The organism is Sphingobacterium prati, from assembly GCF_013167215.1.
Classification (GTDB): domain Bacteria; phylum Bacteroidota; class Bacteroidia; order Sphingobacteriales; family Sphingobacteriaceae; genus Sphingobacterium; species Sphingobacterium prati.
This window is the reverse complement of sequence record NZ_JABJWY010000018.1, coordinates 74,489-95,514: the sequence shown is the minus strand read 5'-3', so window position 1 is coordinate 95,514 and position 21,026 is coordinate 74,489. Positions and strand designations below refer to the sequence as shown.

At 41.5% G+C, this 21,026-nt stretch carries 16 protein-coding genes; 14 read left to right on the top strand and 2 right to left on the bottom strand.

Translation table 11 applies throughout. The features are described 5' to 3' along the window. Positions 1 to 195 precede the first annotated feature (195 nt). From HPC41_RS05545 to HPC41_RS05520, 6 genes are all read left to right on the top strand, one after another. On the top strand, positions 196 to 1,110 hold the full coding sequence (locus HPC41_RS05545) for a DUF5106 domain-containing protein (protein ID WP_172393056.1): 915 nt from the start codon (positions 196 to 198) through the stop codon (positions 1,108 to 1,110). A gap of 3 nt (positions 1,111 to 1,113) precedes the next feature. Beyond that, positions 1,114 to 1,572, top strand: coding sequence for a S24 family peptidase (locus tag HPC41_RS05540; protein ID WP_172393055.1), 459 nt, complete (start codon positions 1,114 to 1,116; stop codon positions 1,570 to 1,572). 536 nt (positions 1,573 to 2,108) lie between these two features. After that, complete coding sequence (locus HPC41_RS05535) at positions 2,109 to 3,023, top strand: NAD-dependent epimerase/dehydratase family protein (RefSeq protein ID WP_172393054.1); 915 nt, start codon at positions 2,109 to 2,111, stop codon at positions 3,021 to 3,023. A gap of 288 nt (positions 3,024 to 3,311) precedes the next feature. After that, the gene (locus tag HPC41_RS05530) at positions 3,312 to 3,581 is read left to right on the top strand and encodes a PqqD family protein (protein WP_172393053.1); all 270 of its coding nucleotides are present in this window, start codon (positions 3,312 to 3,314) and stop codon (positions 3,579 to 3,581) included. 20 nt (positions 3,582 to 3,601) lie between these two features. Beyond that, a complete protein-coding gene (locus tag HPC41_RS05525; RefSeq protein WP_172393052.1) occupies positions 3,602 to 5,230 on the top strand; it encodes an ABC transporter ATP-binding protein in 1,629 nt (542 codons plus the stop codon). Between the two features lie 84 nt (positions 5,231 to 5,314). After that, complete coding sequence (locus HPC41_RS05520; RefSeq protein ID WP_172393051.1) at positions 5,315 to 6,229, top strand: hypothetical protein; 915 nt, start codon at positions 5,315 to 5,317, stop codon at positions 6,227 to 6,229. Between the two features lie 118 nt (positions 6,230 to 6,347). Here HPC41_RS05520 and HPC41_RS05515 read toward each other — a convergent pair whose 3' ends face one another. Then, positions 6,348 to 7,916: a S41 family peptidase gene (locus HPC41_RS05515; protein ID WP_172393050.1), complete on the bottom strand. Its 1,569-nt coding sequence runs from the start codon at positions 7,914 to 7,916 to the stop codon at positions 6,348 to 6,350. Between the two features lie 295 nt (positions 7,917 to 8,211). On the opposite strand from HPC41_RS05515, the gene HPC41_RS05510 reads away from it, so the two are divergent. The 5 genes from HPC41_RS05510 to HPC41_RS05490 all read left to right on the top strand — a co-directional run bounded on the left by HPC41_RS05510 (position 8,212) and on the right by HPC41_RS05490 (position 14,305). Beyond that, positions 8,212 to 10,554, top strand: coding sequence for a TonB-dependent receptor (locus HPC41_RS05510; protein ID WP_172393049.1), 2,343 nt, complete (start codon positions 8,212 to 8,214; stop codon positions 10,552 to 10,554). Between the two features lie 20 nt (positions 10,555 to 10,574). Next, positions 10,575 to 11,822, top strand: coding sequence for a DUF4374 domain-containing protein (locus HPC41_RS05505; RefSeq protein ID WP_172393048.1), 1,248 nt, complete (start codon positions 10,575 to 10,577; stop codon positions 11,820 to 11,822). Positions 11,823 to 11,903: 81 nt separating this feature from the next. Then, positions 11,904 to 12,236, top strand: coding sequence for a hypothetical protein (locus HPC41_RS05500; RefSeq protein ID WP_172393047.1), 333 nt, complete (start codon positions 11,904 to 11,906; stop codon positions 12,234 to 12,236). A 3-nt stretch (positions 12,237 to 12,239) separates the two neighbouring features. Beyond that, complete coding sequence (locus tag HPC41_RS05495; RefSeq protein ID WP_172393046.1) at positions 12,240 to 12,515, top strand: hypothetical protein; 276 nt, start codon at positions 12,240 to 12,242, stop codon at positions 12,513 to 12,515. Between the two features lie 11 nt (positions 12,516 to 12,526). Continuing rightward, on the top strand, positions 12,527 to 14,305 hold the full coding sequence (locus tag HPC41_RS05490; protein ID WP_172393045.1) for a PepSY-associated TM helix domain-containing protein: 1,779 nt from the start codon (positions 12,527 to 12,529) through the stop codon (positions 14,303 to 14,305). A gap of 144 nt (positions 14,306 to 14,449) precedes the next feature. On the opposite strand, the gene HPC41_RS05485 is transcribed toward HPC41_RS05490, so the two are convergent. After that, complete coding sequence (locus tag HPC41_RS05485; protein WP_172393044.1) at positions 14,450 to 15,730, bottom strand: replication-associated recombination protein A; 1,281 nt, start codon at positions 15,728 to 15,730, stop codon at positions 14,450 to 14,452. A 202-nt stretch (positions 15,731 to 15,932) separates the two neighbouring features. On the opposite strand from HPC41_RS05485, the gene HPC41_RS05480 reads away from it, so the two are divergent. The 3 genes from HPC41_RS05480 to HPC41_RS05470 all read left to right on the top strand — a co-directional run bounded on the left by HPC41_RS05480 (position 15,933) and on the right by HPC41_RS05470 (position 21,006). Beyond that, the gene (locus tag HPC41_RS05480; RefSeq protein WP_172393043.1) at positions 15,933 to 17,030 is read left to right on the top strand and encodes a tetratricopeptide repeat protein; all 1,098 of its coding nucleotides are present in this window, start codon (positions 15,933 to 15,935) and stop codon (positions 17,028 to 17,030) included. A 200-nt stretch (positions 17,031 to 17,230) separates the two neighbouring features. Next, positions 17,231 to 19,351 (top strand): carboxy terminal-processing peptidase, encoded by a 2,121-nt coding sequence (locus HPC41_RS05475; protein WP_172393042.1) that lies wholly within the window; start codon positions 17,231 to 17,233, stop codon positions 19,349 to 19,351. 269 nt (positions 19,352 to 19,620) lie between these two features. After that, complete coding sequence (locus tag HPC41_RS05470; protein ID WP_172393041.1) at positions 19,621 to 21,006, top strand: nucleotide sugar dehydrogenase; 1,386 nt, start codon at positions 19,621 to 19,623, stop codon at positions 21,004 to 21,006. Positions 21,007 to 21,026: the final 20 nt, after the last annotated feature.

Here is a 21,026-nt window from a genome sequence, read left to right as displayed (position 1 = left end):
AAACCTTTTCCTATCCAGGCTTCTAACGTAAAAGATAGTGCCTTTGCTACGTCTTACTCTTTATTCTATTAGGTATCATTGATTTAATAGAACGCTAAAGGGCAGGTAAGTGACAACAAGCGAATCATGCACATGATTCTGTCAATGGAATCCTGAAAGTTTTATTAACTTAGCAAAGTTAAGCATTAAATTAGAATGAAAAGTTCAACTCTTGGTTTTTGGCTATCAATGGGCCTGATCGCAGTCTTGCTATGGGCATGCAACGGAAATAATAAATCAAAAAAAGAAAGTAACGAAACAGTAACGCAAAAAGCAAGTAATCTAAGTGTTGCTGATAGTAGTTTGCTGCATTTCTGGGATAAGTTTGACATGAAAGATACGACACAAGTGAAGAACCCTGACATGGGTGAACAAAAACTTGCTGATTTTATTGGGCTGTTGTCTCAAACAGCTGATTCGGCCATGCGCGACAAGGCTGTAGACCTGATGTTGGACAAAGCTAAATCCAATCGACCGAGCTTTGACCATTTCATTAAATTATATGAACGCTATCTTTATGACGGCAATTCACCTTTGCGAAATGACATCAGCTATGAATCGGTGTTGCGCTATCTAATCAAAACGGATCTATTGTCGGATCTGGAGAAGGAGGCTTATAGACCAATATATAAATTAGTAATGCGTAATAAGGTAGGCCAGCCCGCAGAGGACTTCAATTATGAACTGGCCAATGGAACAAAACAAAAACTATCGCAGACAAAAGCTAAATATACCTTCTTGATCTTTTACGACCCGGATTGTTCACATTGCAAAGAAACCATTCATCAACTCCGTGATACCCCAGAATTGATGCAACTTTTCACCCAATTAGAAGTACAGGTACTGGCGATCGACCCTTGGGGCGACCGCAGCAAATGGAAAAATTATATGCCTGAAATGTCTGAAAAATGGATCAATGGTTTTGACAGCGAAAGCAAGATCTTATCATTTAACTTATACGATCTCAAGGCATCGCCAACCATATATCTCTTGGATGAAAACAAGAAGGTTATATTGAAAGACACTTACCTGCAACCAGTGATTCAATATTTTGTTCAACCCAAGCAATAGGATATGACCGAACATTCGGAAGACAATAAGACACGAATTATTTCCAATGACCTCTATTTTACCGAAGTACAACGGATGCTGGATGAAGGAAAAGAGGTTCGTATCCGCATCAAAGGTGGAAGCATGCGTCCTTTTATTCAGGATGGAGACAGCGTATTATTGCTGGCGTACCGAGGGGAGGCATTGCAGCTAGGAGCAAATCTATTGGCAAAACATCAAGGGAAGTATGTTTTTCACCGTTATGTCAAGAAAAAAAATGGAGAGATCGTGCTTGCCGGTGACGGTAACCTTGTGTTGTGTGAATATGTGACTACCAAGGATATCCTTGCTGTCGCCCATATTCATTATCCAAAAGATACTTCTCGCTCCATAAACATCAATAGCCTGTGGAATCGAATTTGTGGACTAGGATGGTATCATATCCGTTTATTTCGCCGAATAATGGCTAAATTGAGAAATTGATATTCTAAACAGGGAAATTCTTTATCTGGTTGACACAACAATATTATTAAACGATTGTTTGATGTATTTATCTCTTTTACTGTCAAAAAACAGCTAAAACCCACTCGATACAAACTATTAAATATTCATTAATAGGCAGGAAAAAAAATATTTAATCTCATATTTTCCCTTCGTTAAGAAAAATAAAACCATAACCTATTAAAATTCAATACATTAAAAACATTAATAATAACCTGTAGCGTTTTACGTAAAATTAACGTTAGGTAAATAAAAATATGCAAATATGTGTATATTTGCAGTAATTATTCTAACTACAATTATGAGTAATTTTAGTCACATTGAATTAATTGTCTTTTTCTTCTGATAATCTGCATTAAAGCTCTTCAGAAGAATATAACAGAAGAGGATAAACATTCAATTATCAATTATTTTGAGTAATAATATAAAATAAAAAGAAACCATTCATTAACCAAGGGGAGCATAACAGAATTTTAGCTAGCTTAAAAAAGCAGCAAAGGGTTATTAAGGGGAATACCATGAAAGTTTTAGTTTTAGGAGGCGACAGTGGCTTTATAGGGGGGCATTTAAGTCGGAAGCTCAAAGATCCATTTCAATGTAAATTTGTATCAATGCGGGATTTGAGCTGGATGAATGACAATTTTAATGCAAATTGTGTCATCAACTTAGTGGGCAAAGCACATGATTTTACGGGTAAAGCTGCAGAAGAAGACTTCTTTTATGCCAACTTTGAGCTTGCAAAAAAGGCGTTCCAACTATTTGTTTCCTCGCAAGCCAATGTTTTCATTCACATTAGCTCCTTAGCGGCAATCGAAGAAGTAGAATCTTCTATGTCACTTTCAGAGAACGCGGATTATAATTCCGTTTCTCCCTATGGAAAATCAAAGCAAGCTGCCGAAGAGTGGTTGATGCAACAACAGTTACCTCCAAATAAGAAATTAATTATCTTACGACCTCCAATGGTGCATGGTGCGGGAGATAAAGGAAACTTAAACCAATTATATAAATTAGTCAGTAAAGGTATTCCTTATCCTTTGGTCCGATTTAAGAATAAGCGTTCTTTTCTTTCAATCGACAACTTTTGCTTTTTTATCGAACAGATTCTTTTACAGCATGAGAAGATGGGTACAGGCATTTATCATCTCGCAGACGATGAAACGTTATCTTCGAATGAAATTGTTAATGTCATGAAACAAGAGACTGGACTGAAAGTTCCTTGTTTCCCCTTACCTAAGCATATTATCCGTTGGCTTTCCAAATTAGGGGATCACAGCCGCGCATTACCTTTAAACACTTGGCGCCTTAAAAAATTAACAAGTAATCTAGTCGTTTCCAATAAAAAAATAAAACTCACATTAGCCATTCAGAGATTGCCAAAAACGGCAAAACAGGGCCTTCGTGAAACCATACGATCATTTAAGCAAGGGCACTAAAAACTAAATTAAAAAAATCCATAAAATTGACAGAAGTTCTCCAAACCTGAATTATCCAAATGAATTTGCAAAGAGGATAATTGTTCTCTTTAGGCATCGCTATATCCTTGCATATAAAGCGCAATTTAGTTAAGTTTGGACTGATTATGTGCTCTCTGAGGCCTTCGCGGTAGAAATTATATCCATGGGCAATCATGGGCACTATTGAATGCTTCATATCAGCTGGATAAGCAAGCAAGATATAATTTTACCATCGATGATATACACTTTTATACAGATAATTTACATATGAAATTGAGATCGGATTTAGTATTGAGAACAATTGGTTCAGATCATTTAATTGTGGATCCTAGCCAGGATATGATTGACCTATCCACTGTGTACACCTTGAATAGTACTGCCGCATGGCTATGGGAAGAATTAAAAGGAAAGGAGTTTGATCACACAACAATCGTCGAACTGCTCCGTGATAACTATGAGGTCGATGCAGCGCAAGCGCAATCCGATGCCGAGGTTTTACTTGCGGACTTTGAAAGACAAGGTCTATTGGAAAAATAACATTTCCACGATCTATCTGAATGAACAATAACAGCCTGAAACAACATGCGCGCTGGGCATGGTCAATCAGCGAAGGCTATCGCGGCAGATTGCTCCTCTACTTTGTATTGGAGCTGATATGCATCGGTCTTTCCCTCGTCTTTGTATACCTGTCCAAAAAGGCTGTTGACGTAGCTACCTCTGCGGGAGAACTGCCGCTCAAATGGCTATTGATTGGCATAATAGGCAGTATCACCCTCAATGTGGCCCTAAAGGGCTACTCTGGCCGACTAATGGAGCGGATCAAGTTGATGATGACACTGCAGTTGCAACGTCATATGCTCGATGCACAGATGCTATCCATATGGCGGCTGATCAAAAATTGGCATACGGGGGATATTCAGATCCGCATTCAGACCGACTGTGAAGAAGTGGCCAATACCATCGCCAGTACGATCATCTCCTTTGTATTGACAATTATTCAACTACTGGCTTCCGTCGGTTTCCTTTGGTACATGGATCCCATGCTCGCCCTGATGATCCTGGCTATCTCGCCCCTCTTTGTCTTTTCAAAGATTTACTTCCGTAAAATGCGCAAACTCAGCAGGGAGGTCAAAGAGGAGGAAAGTAATTTCTCAAAGGTCCTGCAGGAAAATCTCCGCTTCCGTCTCCTGATCCGTGCCATGGGCATTTTCCCAAAAAGGCGTGCAAAGTTGACCGAAACGCAACAGCAGCTCCTTATGCTGAAAATGCGTCAGATCAATTTTTCGACTTATACACAGGGGGCGATGAAAGTGGCCATGAATGCGGGTTATTTGGTCGCCTTTATCTGGGGTGTCTATCGGCTACAATCCGGACAGATCACTTTCGGAACAATGACGGCTTTTTTGCAATTAGTGGCGCGCATTCAGAGTCCAATTCTTGCCTTGATCGGCTATATCCCTGGCTTCGTCCGCTTTCGGGTTTCTGCTGATCGCCTCTTAGAACTCCAGGAGGGTGAAATTGAACCTCAGGTAGCGCAGCAACGACTGAATGGCATCGAGGAGCTGCGCATCAGCGACCTGTCCTTTCGCTATGAGGATAAATGGGTATTGCAGCAGCTGAACCTTTCGCTAAAAACCGGCGAGTCAACAGCAATTATCGGCCCCAGCGGAAAGGGAAAAACAACCTTGATCCGTCTATTGCTGGCCTTGCTCAAAGCGGAAAAAGGGGATATTACACTGGTCGACAAAGATGGCGAAAGGGCATTGGAGGCAAAACACCGCATCAACTTTGCGTATATTCCACAGGGCAATTCGCTCTTCAGTGGAACAATACGCGAAAACCTCATGCTTCATGTCAAAGATGATGGACCAATGGGGATAGATAAGGCGCTCTGGCTGGCCTGTGCAGAATTTGTATATGATTTTCCAGATGGCGTGGACACGTTAGTGGGGGAATCGGGAATGGGCCTATCGGAGGGGCAAGCCCAACGTATCGCCATTGCGCGTGCATTAATGCACGATGGTGATATCTGGCTTTTTGATGAGGTTACCTCAGCCCTGGACCGGACAACTTCAGATACCTTAACACAACGCCTGCTGGAATACGGAAAGCATAAAATATGTCTTTTTGTAACGCATGACTTAAACTTAGCGGATAAATGCCAGCATCGCATTTACCTCGATTAAGGAGGGTTAAGCTGGATATTCCATATCAATAATAAACAACAAACCGAGCTTGCGGGCTCACGAAGTAATCAATATGTACTGAACATGAATATAACGAAATCACTTGAGTTCGCTCAAACCCGCTACCGTATCGCAGACTTAATTTTGGATTTTAACCATCCAACGAATATCCCGCTCCATACGATCCTCCTCTCCTTTCGGGATTTTCAGATCCCTACGACGGATGATAAAGCTGACATTGTCATTAATATCAGTGTGGAAGAGGCACCTGCAACAGCCGACATGGGTGTATTACGCACGGATGACTCTATTGCCTGGGGTGATCGGTTTCGCTTTTATGAAAAGAGGGATACATTTATTACGACCATTGTAAATGAGAAGGGCAATGGGACATGGTACCAGTACAGCAACCGCAACTTTGACGAATCTACGATCTATGTCCCGGATAGCTCAGCGGATGAACAGAGCGCTGTGATTACCTGGATGTCCATGATGATATTTGGTCAGGCCAGTCTTTCGCATGATACCATTATGATCCATGCCTCTGTAGTCAACCATCAGGGAAAGGGAGTTGCTTTTCTAGGTAAAAGTGGAACTGGAAAAAGCACGCACAGCAGACTCTGGCAAACTCATATTCCCAACACGGTACTGTTAAATGATGATAATCCGGCTGTCCGCGTAACAAGTGATGGTATATTTATCTATGGAACGCCTTGGAGCGGCAAAACACCTTGTTATAAAAATGAACGACTGCCCCTCAAAGCTTTTGTAAGGCTACAACAGGCCCCGGCCAATACATTTACTTGGCAGCCTGACCTCAAGGGTTTTATTGCGGTGCTCCCGAGCTGTACTGCCATCCGCTGGAATAAAGATCTCTTTGCTGGGATGAATACTATCCTAGAAAAAATTGTTGCCGAAGTGCAAGTAGGCTATTTACAATGTTTACCGGATGCTGCCGCAGCTGAGCTGTGCCATTCATTCCTATTTGCTAGCGCGTAACATCATCCCGGGCTCGCAAGCTTGGTTTGTATAAAGCGTTTTTATTAAAAAAGGTCAGTAGATTGTTATCTACTGACCTTTTTTAATGTTTTGGACACGAAAAGAAAGAACGATAAATTTATCTGCTCTTTGTCTTGATCATACCACGCTCGGGCCTGGTATGCATTTTTCCTTGCTCCACTGTTTGGATCGTGCGGGAAGAAATACTTCGTAATGCTGCCCGCGTTCCGCTTGTCGGCGCAGCATCAGCTAGGGCTGTTGCCAGCATGCTTTCCTTAGGATCTCCCACACCGGCTGACACATCATCACCGATACCAGACTGATCCGGAACGAGGCCGTCCCAATAATCACGCAGGTCTCGGTCAGTACCCTTGTTATATTTTTCGCCAAGATTTCCCCGTGAATTTTTCAGAATAAATGAAGCTGGCCAATAGGATACTTTATTCTGAACTTTCTGCTCAAAAAAACCAACTGGCTTGCCATAGGTCCTCGATTCGGTGGCGATAATCTGTACGGGAAGGTGTGGTGTAAGCACATTGATCAGCATCTCGGCTGCAGACGCGGTCTCCTCACTCACCAAGAAATAAACTTTATTGAGATTTAGCGTACTGAGTCCCTCAAAGTAGGTGTCATACATATGCAATTGATCTCTTAAGGTCTTGGCAGCATCAGATTGCATATACTTATTCATCTCGTAAGTCAGCATCAGCTTCCCTTTGGTCTTGGCTCCGCCGATCTTATCCGCAACATAAATAGCAGCATCCACATACCCACCACCATTGTATCGCAGATCAACGATGAGGCTTTTGATCTGTTTGGTCTCATAAGCAGCAAAGGCAGCGTTGATATTTTTCTGGTTCTGATTGTTATTTTCAATCTCTTCAAAGGAAGAAAGAGCCAAATAACCAATGTTGTTGCCGCTATAGGTATATATGGTATCCTTGTAGATCGGATTGATCACATAGGAGTTACCATAGCTCATTGGTTTTTCAAAAACCTTATTATCCGCACGCTTCACCTGGAGCGTAAGACTTGTCCCATCCAATGCTGAATTGATCTTACCTCTTAATCGGCTATACGCCGCAGGGTCTTTCACTTCGCAGGTCCCGCCTTCGTCTGGACAGCTGACTTCTACTGAATAATTTTCCGTGTCATTATTGACCGATGTAATGATATCGGCTCGCTTAAATCCAGCCACCTGCGCAGGGGATCCGCCTTCGACAAAGGAAATATAAGGCTGGGCAGTAAGTCCTTTATCTACCGAAAACCACTGGACAGAAATGCCATACCCCTCATTGTTATCCATCTTTGTACTGGCCTCCCCCGCAATATTGTAACCGTTGATCCCTTCCATAAAGGAAAAGCGGTCGAATACGCCGGCATAGCCTGCCGCAACATGGACTGGTGTCAGCCTCTTGAGCGCATCGAGCACGCTACTGGCCGAGTTATATTGATCGGTATACTGTGCTGGATTATTTAAATGATCTGGAATAGATCCGTCCGCCCATACAGAATAAAGCTTATAATATTTATAAATATCGTCTTTAATAAGCTGACCTTCGGTACGGTCAGTCGGTTCGGGCTCCGGTTCGGGCTCAGGATGATCCTTTTTACAGGAGAGTATAGTAAGTCCGATCAGCGCTATCGCTGCCCAACGTCCTACTTGCTGTAGAGGCACTATGTTCATATATTGAAGCAATTTGTATAACAAATATAAATATTAGTATTGAGTAGTCAGTATTGAGAATCGAGATTTTGTAGCGGCATACGCCACTAACTTCTTTGGGCAGAAATTCCTGATTCACAAAATTTCCGGGATAGGCATGTGCAATTGAGGAATTCGGATTACATTTTTTAACAATTCCATTTGTCTGTCTGGAGATTATTCTTACATTTGCATTGTTTATAATAAATCTAAATAAATATTGATATTTATTAACACGTTTAAAACTCACAAATCAGATCAGACGATCAATTTATACATGAAAAACATCAAATACCAAAGTGTCTTTTTCCTTCTTCTTATCGCATGTACCGTACAGGCACAACAATTTACAGCATCATTAAAAGGGTATGTCAAAACCACAGCCCAACAGGGAATTGCGGCTTCAACCATACGCATAGGAAACATATACTCGTCAACAGATGAAACAGGGTATTATGAAATCAAAAACATTAGCCAAAAAAACGTTACAATAACGGCTTCTGCAGTAGGCTATCGAAATACAACGAAAACTATTGTCTTAAAAGCAGGCGAAAATACCTTCGACTTTGAACTGGTATCGGATCAAAAAGAAATTGATCAGGTGGAAGTATATGGGCGCACAAAAGCGCAGGAAGTGAACCGGCAGGCTTTCAATGTAACTGCGGTAGATGCAACCAAGCTTTATAATACAACACTGAACATCTCAAGCGCACTTGATCAGGTGGCAGGTGTACGTGTACGTGAGTCCGGGGGCGTGGGCTCCAACTTCAACCTAATGCTGAATGGTTTCAATGGAAGCCAGGTCCGATATTTTATTGACGGTATACCAATGGAAAATTTTGGTTCAGCTTTTCAGATCAACAATATCCCCATCAATATTGCTGAACGTATAGAGGTTTATAAAGGTGTCGTACCTGTATGGCTGGGTTCTGACGCACTGGGCGGTGCCGTCAATATTGTAACGGGAGACCGGTTTAAAAGTTATGTGGATGCCTCCTATTCCTTTGGCTCCTTCAATACGCACCGAACAGTAATTAATGCTGCACATACCACAAAAGGTGGATTTTTCTTTCAACTGAATGCTTTTCAAAACTATTCCGACAATAATTATAAGGTTACAGTAGATGTCGCAGACCTCAACACACAGCAGTATAAAGAAGGGGTTAAAGTAAAAAGATTCCATGACACCTATCACAACGAATCCCTGATTGCAAATATAGGTGTGGTCAATAAGCCGTACGCGGATAAGTTACTTTTTGGAATTGTATTGGGTAAAAGTTACAAAGAAATTCAGACAGGAGCCCGGATGGAAACTCCATTTGGTGGCTGGCACCGCAGAGGCACTACGGTAATGCCAACGGTCAAATATAAGAAGTCTGATTTATTTGTAAAAGGTCTGGACCTGACACTAAATGGTAATATCAACGTCGGTACCGAACAGAATATTGATACCGTATATGCGCGGTTTGACTGGTATGGCAATCGGAAGTATGTCCCCGGAAAGGGCGGGGAAAGCTCCTATTCCATGTACAAATACAAGAATAATCTCGCTGTTGCCAATGCTATTTTAAACTATAAACTTTCCGAAAACCATAGCTTGTCCATTACGGATGTGTTCAACAGCTTTAAACGAATGGGAAACGATGAAGTAAACCCTCAAAATGCTTCTTTGGAGCGGGCAAAACTTAGCCAAAAAAATGTGTTGACTTTCGGTTATCAATACGATGTAAGAGATCGCTATAGCGTCAATGCTTTCGTAAAAAATTACCACCAACATAATGTAAACGGAGCTAACGAGATTGTCAAAAACTTATCAAAATGGGGCTATGGAACAGCGCTAGCCTATTACTTTACACCCTCCTTCCAGCTGAAGGGCTCGTATGAATTGACTGTGCGGATGCCTACCCCGGATGAACTGTTTGGCGACGTGGAGAACTATGAAGGAAATTTTGCGCTAAAACCTGAAAACAGCAATAATTTTAACCTCGGCATAAATTACGATTTTGCATTGAATGCTGCCAATCGTTTTTCCTTAATGGCGAATGCATTTTATCGAAATGCGGACAATTTTATCTACCAAAGGCTCAATAACAACCAAACCAAATATATCTCCGACAATAGAGATGGGGTCCGATCCATCGGCGGTGACATGGACTTGCACTATTCACATAGCAACTGGTTTACAGCGGGGCTTAATATGACCTATCAGTCCGTTGTCAATACACAGAAGTATGAACCCGATTATACGGGCATAAGTCCATTGTACAAAAAAACAATGCCGAATATTCCGTACCTCTTTGGGAACCTAAATGCTGCGGTCACTCTCTATGATTTTGGTGGTAAGGACAATAAATTAACGTTCGGCGGGAGCCTACAATATGTACATCGCTTCTGGCTTTACTGGCCACTTTTGGGAGGCACTGATGAGGAGTCCGCAAAAAGACAGATTCCTATGCAAATGGCCCTGGACGGGAATGTCGTCTACTCCATCGCCAACGGACGCTACAATATTGCCTTTGAAGGTAAAAACCTAACAGACAACCGTCTGGTTGATAACTTTAGTTTACAGAAACCAAGCCGTGGTTTCTATCTTAACTTACGCTACTTTTTCAATAAATAATAACGCATAATATTTTAAACATGAAAACAAAATCATTATTATCAGTCTTAGCAGCAGCTATCTTAATAACATCTTGCTCCAAAAGTGAAAACCCCAATCCAGTAGACCCTGATCCTACCCCGGGTGTAGGAAAATATATTGTTGCCGTGACACCTATTGCGAGCACCGGGGTAGCTGACTATTTAGTAACATCCAACTCGCTTGATGATGGCAAAGTTTCCATCATAGGAAATGGTATTGAGCAAGATGGCACTTGGAGATACTATTTATCGACAAACAACAAGTTTTTTAGCTTTTTATACGGACAGGGTAACCCTGGAGCTGTGACAGCCTACAACCTCGAAAATGGTAAACTGAAGAAACTAACGAATTTTCAGTCGGAAACTGTAGCAGCATTTGCAGCCGTTAATGATGATGTGCTAATGGCCAAAATGTCAAGAAACCTAGCTACCCCAACCCATACTTGGTACCGAGTAAATACCAATAGCCTCTCTATCGTAGGGGAAGGTTCGATGAATGCACTCGAATTGGCCAACAATGGTGAAATAGGATATTTCAGCTGGTTGACACAAGTAGGTAATAAAGTCTATGCGCCTTTCTTCTGTATAGAAAGTTCTTCTTTTACAACAAAATACCCTAACAAAGCTTGGGTTGCTGTATTTTCTTATCCGGATATGAAGCTTGAAAAAGTTTTTACGGATGAGCGTACCAGCTATATCGGCCAATACTTCACCAATGGTTTGGGAACCGTAGAGAATGGTGATATTTATGCATTCTCTGCAGCCAATGCCACTTCAAAAAGAAAAGATGACCCTACAAAATCTGAAATCACAACAACTAATCCCTCGGCTATTTTAAAGATATCATCAGGTACAACTGAATTTGACAAAAACTATTTCTTTAATGTCACTGAGATTTCTGGCGGTTACAACATCGTTAACTGGACCTATGTCGGCGGAAACAATTTCATTGTGAGCTCCAAAAAGAAACAATCCGACGGTAGTTATAGTGCCGAAACAACCATCGCAGCAGTAAACGTGGTAGATAAAACATTTAAAACTGTCACCGGATTACCAAATGCGAGTGAAATAAAATCATTTACTCAACGGAACAATTACAGTAAGAAAGATGGCAAAATTGGCTATATCGGGGTGAACCTAAAATCAGGTAAGAGCTATGTATATAAGATCGATGCAACAGCAGCTACCGCTACAACAGGCCTAGAAGTTGAAGGTGGCTCGATTACCGCAATCGAACATTTAGACTAATCTTTTTTATACGGACAATTACATACCCGATATGCCAATACATAGCATATTGGGTATATGTATAAATTAACAGACCTCATTATGTATACATTTTTACTCCTGGCTATTTTTGCTGGCAGCTTTTTCTGGTACGGTTCCTCGGAAAAGGTCAAGATACAGCATGGTTCATCAGCACTGTTAACGTTGGTGAATGACAAAAGCCGCTCAAGGATACTAGCTATTGTCCTGCTCAGTATTTCGTGGCTATGGACCATGTATTTACAAGGTACCCTCTCAGGAACACTTGCCTTTGGCGCTTATGTGATGGGATTTTTTAGCCTTATCGTGCTTTTATGGCCTTACCGCTATTTCCAGTGGAAACAAATTACTGTTGTTTTTCTAATTGCTCTCTTTTTTGAAACAATCATCTTCTGAACCATGCCCGCCAATAAAAAATATCTAAGCAGTCCATTCCAACGCTTCCTAAAAATAACCGCGGGATTCTTTGGTGGTTATTTTGTGATGCTTTACATGCACCTCTGTCTGACGAAACTATTTGATAAAACGGACATATTGATCACAGCTTATGTGACGGGTTTTATCGCCTGGGGAATATTATTGCTTGCCGCCTTTCTTTCTAAAAACGGCTGGCTGATATGGGGTATCTATCTGTTTTTGATTGCTGTGTTCTATGGCATCTTTATTTACCTCTAATCTCCCTTATCATGAATCTAAGACGTTATAATATCTATTTCAATACGCATACCATCTCAGGGATAATCATCTGCGCCATTTTGTATGTAATTTTCTTTGCCGGATCTTTTTCATTTTTTAAAAATGAAATCAATGCCTGGCAGAAAAATGAGTCGGACAAAGGGGGAACTTACCGAAACCTGGTTTTTGATCATCTCCTAGACTCCATAAACCAGGTCAAAGAACTTAAGGGAAGAGATATCGCCTTCTATATGCAGCATAATGGCCATGCAAGCTATGTCAATATCGGAGCCTCCCAGGATACCATAGTTGCGAATAAAGCGAAATTAATTGCTGCCCAAAAGACCAAAGGTATAACAAAAGACAGCGAAGCGAAGGGCGAAAAAAAGAAAAAACGTGGTCGGGGGCGACGTGGCGCTGAAGATTCCATGTATTTTAGCTATGACCTGGCAACGAAAAAGCCATCGGATTATGGCGACGGCTATACCATGGGCGAATTTTTGTACCGTCTCCATTTCCTGGCACCGCTCAACCAGATAGGGATCAATATCGGACGGCCTTTTGGCTATACCTTGGCAGGACTGGTTTCATTTATCTTTCTCTTTGCACTGATATCTGGCCTGATGCTCCACTGGGACAAAATAAAATCGAATTTCTTTGTGTTTAGGCCAGGAAACAAATGGAAAACGGTATGGACAGATATGCATACAGCGCTCGGTGTAATCGGTTTTCCATATCAGTTTATGTATGCGCTGACAGGTATCGTTCTCATCGTTAATTCTGTTCTTATCATTCCCTTCAGCAAATACCTTTATGATGGTAAGGAAGACGAGGTATATGCTGCACTTGGATACAACGACAATACAAAATACACCTATTTGTACGAGCCCCTCACAACAGGCTTTAAGATGGGCAATTTTTTAGATAAACTGGAAGAAAAATGGCCCAACAGTCATATGAACCGCATCTTTATCAAAAATTATGGTGACAGGAGCATGCATGTGGTTGCGTTATATGATGCTAATATCGATAAAAACTTTGCTGGCTCAGGACGGATTGTCTATCGCGTAGCAGACAATAAGATATTATTTGAGAAATCAGCCGCGGACAATGGCACCTACTTGGATTATGTGAAAGGATTCATTTACCGCTTGCATCTAGCCGATTTTGGGGGCTACCCGATCAAAATCATCTACTTTGTATTGGGTATTATGGGCTGTTTTGTAATTATTTCAGGTATTTTGATCTGGTTGGTGGCCCGGGGTAAAAACAATATCCCCAAGCGCAAGCGCATCTTCAATTTCTGGGCGGCCAATGTATTTATGGCTGCCTGTCTAACCATGTTTCCGGTAACAGCAGCGGCGTTTATCGCTGTTAAACTGGCTACGAAAGTAGATCAACCTTTTGTATTTCACGTTTATTTCTACAGCTGGCTGGCTTTGGGAATCTTTTACGTTATTCGTCGAAATATCGGCAAAACGAATCGGGAAACACTTCTCCTTGGGTCGATATTGGCCTTGGCCATACCAATTGTAAATGGTGTAAAAACGGGCAACTGGGTCTGGGTCTCGTACCGTTCAGGAGCAAACGATATCCTATTGGTGGATTTACTCTGGCTCTCAATAGGAATCATTGGATTGTTGATCTTTAGAAAGATGCTGCAATCCGCAAAAAAAGAAAATAGTAGCGCTAAACAAGTTACATCCACTGAAGCGGATAGTGACATCAAGAAAGCTTCGCCTCCAAAAAGGACTTTTGCCTTAAAAAACAATTCTACTACAGAAGTATAAATTTTTCTTACTCATATCTGTAATAGGCGAGCTATAACAGCTCGCCTTTGCTTTTACGAACCTTAGGCTCGTACAACTAGAAGTCAAAAATAGAAGATCCTTGGTAAGCCCGGGCTTGCAATCCCAGAATCTCAATATTCCAATCTAATACCTGTACTTCTCCTTCCATTTGTCGCGTAGGCTCTGGCGGATTTTCTCTTCCTGGGGATTTTGCCCCGGTTCGTATAACTTGACACCACTGACTTCCTTGGGTAGAAATTCCTGTACCACAAAGTTCCCGGGAAAGGAATGTGCATATTTATATTCGGCACCATAATTAAGATCTTTCATCAACTTGGTTGGCGCATTACGAATATGTAAGGGAACGGACAGATCACCGGTCTGCTTCACCAGGGCCTGTGCCTTGTTAATGGCTTCGTAGGAGGCATTGCTCTTGACTGAAGTGGCTAGATAAATAACGGTCTGCGATAGGATAATACGTGATTCGGGCCATCCGATTACATTCACCGCCTGAAAACAGTTATTGGCCAGCAGGAGCGCATTGGGATTGGAATTGCCAATGTCTTCGGAAGCTAAGATCAATAAGCGCCGCGCTATAAAAGATGGATCCTCGCCACCTTCGATCATGCGGGCTAGCCAATACACCGCCGCATTGGGGTCGGATCCGCGAATAGACTTTATAAATGCTGAAATAATATCATAATGCTGTTCCCCCGCCTTGTCATAGATTGCCATATTCTGCTGCACTTGTCGCAGAACAAAAGCATTGGTAATCGGCTCCTTGTGGAGTACTGCCGCATTGACGACCAGCTCAAGCACATTCAATAATTTCCGCGCATCACCACCGGACAAGCGCAATAGCGCTTCATATTCTTCAACGACGATATCATGCTTTTGGAGATATTCATCTTCGTGCAATGCCTTTTGCACGAGGCCAATAAGATCCTCCTCGGACAGATGTTCGAGCACATAGACCTGGCAACGGGAAAGCAATGCTGATATCACCTCAAATGAGGGGTTTTCGGTGGTGGCACCGATCAGTGTGACTAAGCCGCGTTCGACCGCCCCCAATAATGAATCCTGCTGGGACTTGGAAAAACGATGGATCTCGTCGATAAACAAAATGGGCTGATCCTGATTAAAATTCATCAGCCGTTCGGCCTTGTCAATCACCTCCCGGATATCTTTTACACCAGCTTGTATGGCACTCAAAGAGAAAAAAGGTCTATCCAACTCCTTCGCAATCAATAAAGCCAAGCTCGTTTTTCCCACCCCCGGAGGGCCCCACAAGATCATCGAAGGAATATTCTTTTGTTGAATCGCATGATAGAGTACTGCATCAGGACCGACGATATGCTGTTGCCCTACATAATCGTTCAATTGATGTGGACGTAGTCGTTCTGCAAGTGGGATACGTGTTGCCATAACGCAAATTTAAAAAATTAAACAGTACAATAACTAAATATTTTAGTCATCCTGATTAAGTATCGCTGAGAAGCTGCAGGCTTGTACCAGCAGGGGCTCAATACTAATTACACAATACGCAAAAAAACACTTTAACATTTTTTCACATAATTTTTCGTCATATTTGTATTACACGTTAATTACGACGTAATAATGCATGAGGATGACGAAATACTGGACCTTGCTTTTGGCAGCCCTAACCACAACCCTTGGAATGAGCGGAAAGGTACGGGCACAGCAAACCCCAAAGGATTATACCGGGGCAATAAAAAAATACGATGCTTCTTTTAGAGGAATAGGTCCGGAGGTGTATTTCCTGCCACCGCCAAAGACTGAAAATGAAATTATTGAGGAGAATTATAGCGATAAAAAGGATTTTAGCAGAAAAATCGAGCGGCAGCTGCTCTTCCAACGCTTATTGCTGCAACTGAAAAGCACCAATAACATCGGGCATTTTCAGTACCTAATGAATCCTGTCCCCCCCAATACCGCAACATGGGATAATGCCATCGAAAATCAAAAGAAATCGGAAAATTGGATCGCGGGCTACGCCCTGGCAAATGAAGCCGCGCTATTTGCTATTAAAAATAACGATAGCAGCAATGCGTCAAAATTTCTCTATGATGCCCTCTCTTTGGCAAATCGTACAGACAATACCAATGATATTGCTACGATCAGTCTGAACTTGAGCAATTTTCTTTTGTATCATGGTGACTTTGTCAAAGCAGAAGAGAGTGCCCAAAAATACCATAGCCATGCGACAGTAAGCAAAAGCTATGTCGAACAGGCGAATGCCTGGCTGTTAATTGCGATGGCACGTGCGGGGCAGGGAAATTTTAAGGCCGCTGAGAACAACATTATCCGTAGTGCTATCCCACTATTCAATAAAGCAAAAGCTTATGAAGGCAAAATATTCGCCTGGGAGATGCTTGCTGAGATTTATTTTAACCAGCGTAAATACACAGAAGCGCAGTGGTTTTTGTTACAGGCACGTGACCTGGCCAATGCAAAGAAATTGAGCGGCGAACTGGCAGAGATCGAATATCTCCTTGCTGCCTCCAAACAAAAGGATGGTAATTACAAGATCGCCATCAAAGAATTTATCCAGGCGGCGGAATTGGCATCTAACGAGAATAACAAACAGCTTTCATTGGCTATATTGGACAAATTGGGCGAAGTATACCTGGTGCTGAAAGATTATCCTTCAGCCGACCAGACATACAAAGCTTACACACAACTGAAAAACGAATTGTACAATTAGGACTTTCATACAAAATATCACCCGAGGAACCGAAAGTAGGAATAAATTGTATTTTAAGCTTTTTGTAAATATTAAAGGTTAATTCAAATAAATTTTTAGAATCTATATTAATGTGCTATGAATTTCACTAAATTTAGCACGCTTATCAATAAGAGCTGAAAATTTTTTTTTATAAAATGATTATTAAAACTGTCGAAAATATGTTTAGGAAACTCATATTTGCACTTTTTGTGGTATCTATTGTCTCCTGTGGATCAAAACCACGGGTGGCGCTTCCAGATGATGGCGGCCTCAAGCCGAGTACCCAGCATCAGATCATCGCGAAAGAAGTGATTGGATTATTGGAAAATGCGAGCTACAAGAAGGTCAAAATGAATGATTCGATATCTGGAATTATCTACGATAATCTGATCAAAGGTTTGGACCAAAGCAAAAATTATTTGCTCCAGTCGGATATCGATGAATTTCAAGCTTACAAGAGTAATCTTGCCCAAGATATGAAAGATGGCGATCTTTCTGCTGCCTTCCATATCTTTAATGTCTACAAAAAAAGATATTTAGAAAGAATGCAATATGCACTTTCTGAAATAGACAAAACACATGACTTTACCAAAGACGAATTCTATCAACCCAACCGCGAAAAATTAAGCTGGTTCAAAACAGACGCAGAGGCGAATGACCAATGGCGTAAACGTGTGAAGTATGACTTGTTAAACTTGGAAACAGCGAGTGGAAAATCTACGGACAGCGCTAAAACCAAACAGGTGGAGACATTGAAAAAGCGCTATGTGAATTTAATCTCGCAAACAAAAAAATACAATTCCAACGACGCATTCCAGATCATTATGCAGTCGCTGACTGATGCTGTAGATCCGCACACTTCGTATTTCAACCCATCGTATGCACAGGCCTTTAACGAAGGCATGGCAAATACTTTTGAAGGTATTGGTGCAAGACTTATGATCGACAATGAGGCGGTGAGCATCAATGAGATCATCCCTGGTGGCCCTATCTTTAAGGACAAGACCATTCAGGTGAACGACAAGATCATCGGTGTCGCACAAGGCAAAGATGGTGAATTTGAAGATATCATCGGCTGGAGACTGGATGCCGCTGTTGCCAAAATTAAAGGGCCCAAAGGAACAATCGTACGACTTAAAATCATTCCTGCAGGGCAACCGATGAACTCGCATCCACGTATTGTATCGCTCGTACGTGAAAAAATCGTCGTGGAAGAAGAGTCTGCTAAAAAGGAGATCATGAACATCAAAGGTACGGATGGAAAAATGTATAAGGTGGGGGTAATCAATATCCCTAAATTTTACATGGACTTTGAAGCATACAGAAGACGTGACCCTAACTATAAAAGTACAACAAGAGACGTAAGGTTAATCCTGGATACGCTCAAACAGGCCAAAGTAGATGCAGTACTCATTGATCTACGCTTCAATGGCGGGGGCTCACTTCCGGAAGCTATTGATCTGACTGGATTGTTTATTGACAAAGGACCTGTGGTACAAGTAAGAGATACAAAAAATAATATCGATGTCGAAGAAGACAAAAATGCAGGGGTAGCTTGGGATGGCCCATTGGGGGTAATGATCAACCGTTTCTCGGCCTCGGCTTCTGAAATCTTTGCGGGTGCAATTCAAGACTACGGCAGAGGGGTAATCCTAGGCTCACAGAGTTATGGTAAGGGAACTGTACAATCTGCCATCGATATGTCACGTGTCATCAGCCCGACCAGCCGCCTATTACTCAAAGCTTCGGGCGAGAAGGATCCTGATACTCCCGAAGGTGCTCCACAATATGGACAGATCAATATTACCCTGGGTAAATTTTACCGTGTCAATGGTAGCAGTACGCAACACAAAGGGGTGACGCCGGATATTACATTCCCATCTCAATTCTCGGCTGAGAAATTTGGTGAAAGTTCGGAAAAATCTGCACTTCCTTGGGACCAAATTCAATCGAGCAACTTCAAAAAAGTCGCGGATATGAGTGGCGTGGACAATAAGCTCGCAACACTGCACGAGACGCGTATCAAAAATTCCCTTGAATACAAGTATTTAAAAGAAGATATCGAAGAGGCTCAAAAAGATGATGATGTTAAAATTTCACTGGAATTGAATAAATTCAAAAAAGAAAAAGATGACAATCTCAAGAAAAATAGAGAACGGATCAATGCTTTATTGAAATTACAGGGCAAACCAGCATGGGAAGAGGGTAAACCGCAACCAAAAATGGATCTTGACTTTGTAAAAGATGAAAGTGCCAAAGTAATGACGGATTTCATCATCAATTTTGCTGGCAAAAAATAGAAGTGATCAAGGAGAAGTATCCAAAAAAAGAAAAAACTTGCTCCAAGTTAAAAAAAAAGTTAAAAGCTGCGGCTTTTAACTTTTTTTTTATATCTTAAAGTCGTCTTTTGAAAAGCGCTTTTTTATATAAAAATCGCCTGACCTACAACCACAAGAACACACTTGCTTGCAAGATTTAATTTTTTAGATCAAATTACTCAACATTTAAACACTAAAAACTGTTCTGAACACTTTACATTTATTGTTATATTATAATTTAGATAAGCAAAATGAGCAAAACGATCAAGAAAATCTGCTGCATCGGAGCTGGCTATGTGGGAGGCCCTACCATGTCTGTAATTGCCAAACAATGTCCCCATATCGACGTGACAATTGTGGACGTAAATGCCGCCCGCATTAATGCCTGGAATGATAAAAACTTAGAAAACCTTCCTGTGTATGAACCCGGGCTAAGTGAAATCGTCGCAGAGGCGCGTAACCGAAATTTGTTTTTCTCAACAGATATCGACAGCGCTATTGACGAAGCAGACATGATTTTTATTTCGGTTAATACGCCAACAAAGAACTACGGCAAAGGAAAGGGCCTTGCTGCAGATCTAAAGTATATCGAATTGTGCGCCCGCCAAATCGCTGCAGTGGCCAAAAACAGCAAAATAGTTGTTGAAAAATCCACGCTTCCCGTCCGTACAGCTGCAGCTCTAAAAAGTATTCTTGACAACACTGGAAATGGAGTCGACTTTCATATTTTATCAAATCCAGAATTTCTGGCAGAAGGTACTGCTATTACAGATCTGATCAATCCGGACCGAGTGCTAATTGGAGGTGAAGATGAAAACGCCATTGCCGCACTTGTCGATATTTATGCAAACTGGGTAGACCGGAGCAAGATATTAACCACAAACCTATGGTCTTCTGAACTTTCTAAATTAACGGCTAATGCATTTTTAGCGCAACGAGTGTCTTCAATAAATGCCATTTCAGCATTATGTGAAAAGACCGGGGCTAACGTGGATGAAGTAGCTAAAGCAATTGGTATGGATACGCGTATTGGTTCAAAATTTCTTAAAGCATCGGTAGGTTTCGGTGGATCTTGTTTTCAAAAAGACATTCTCAATCTGGTTTATATAGCTAGAAGCTACGGCCTAACCGAAGTAGCCGATTATTGGGACCAGGTAATCATCATGAATGACTATCAAAAGCATCGATTCGCAGACCATATTATTCAAACATTGTATAATACGGTTTCTGGTAAAAAAATTGCTTTTTTAGGGTGGGCCTTTAAAAAAGATACCAACGACACACGCGAATCTGCCGCTATTTATGTCGCAGACTACCTCCTCAACGAGCAGGCCGAAATTACCGTTTACGACCCAAAAGTCAGTGCCGAGCGAATTTATGCAGACCTTGACTATTTAAACTCACGCTCTTCAGATGAAAATAGACGCTTAGTCAAAATTGTTGATACGCCGTATGATGCCTGCGATGATGCCCATGCCATCGCAATACTCACCGAATGGGATGTATTCAAAACCTATGAGTGGCAAAAGATAAAGGAAAAAATGAAAAAGCCCGCTTTCGTATTCGACGGACGCAAGCTCTTAAATCGTAAAGAGCTAGAAGATATCGGATTTAAATATTATGCAATTGGCGAATAATTATTCGTACAAGTGATTGG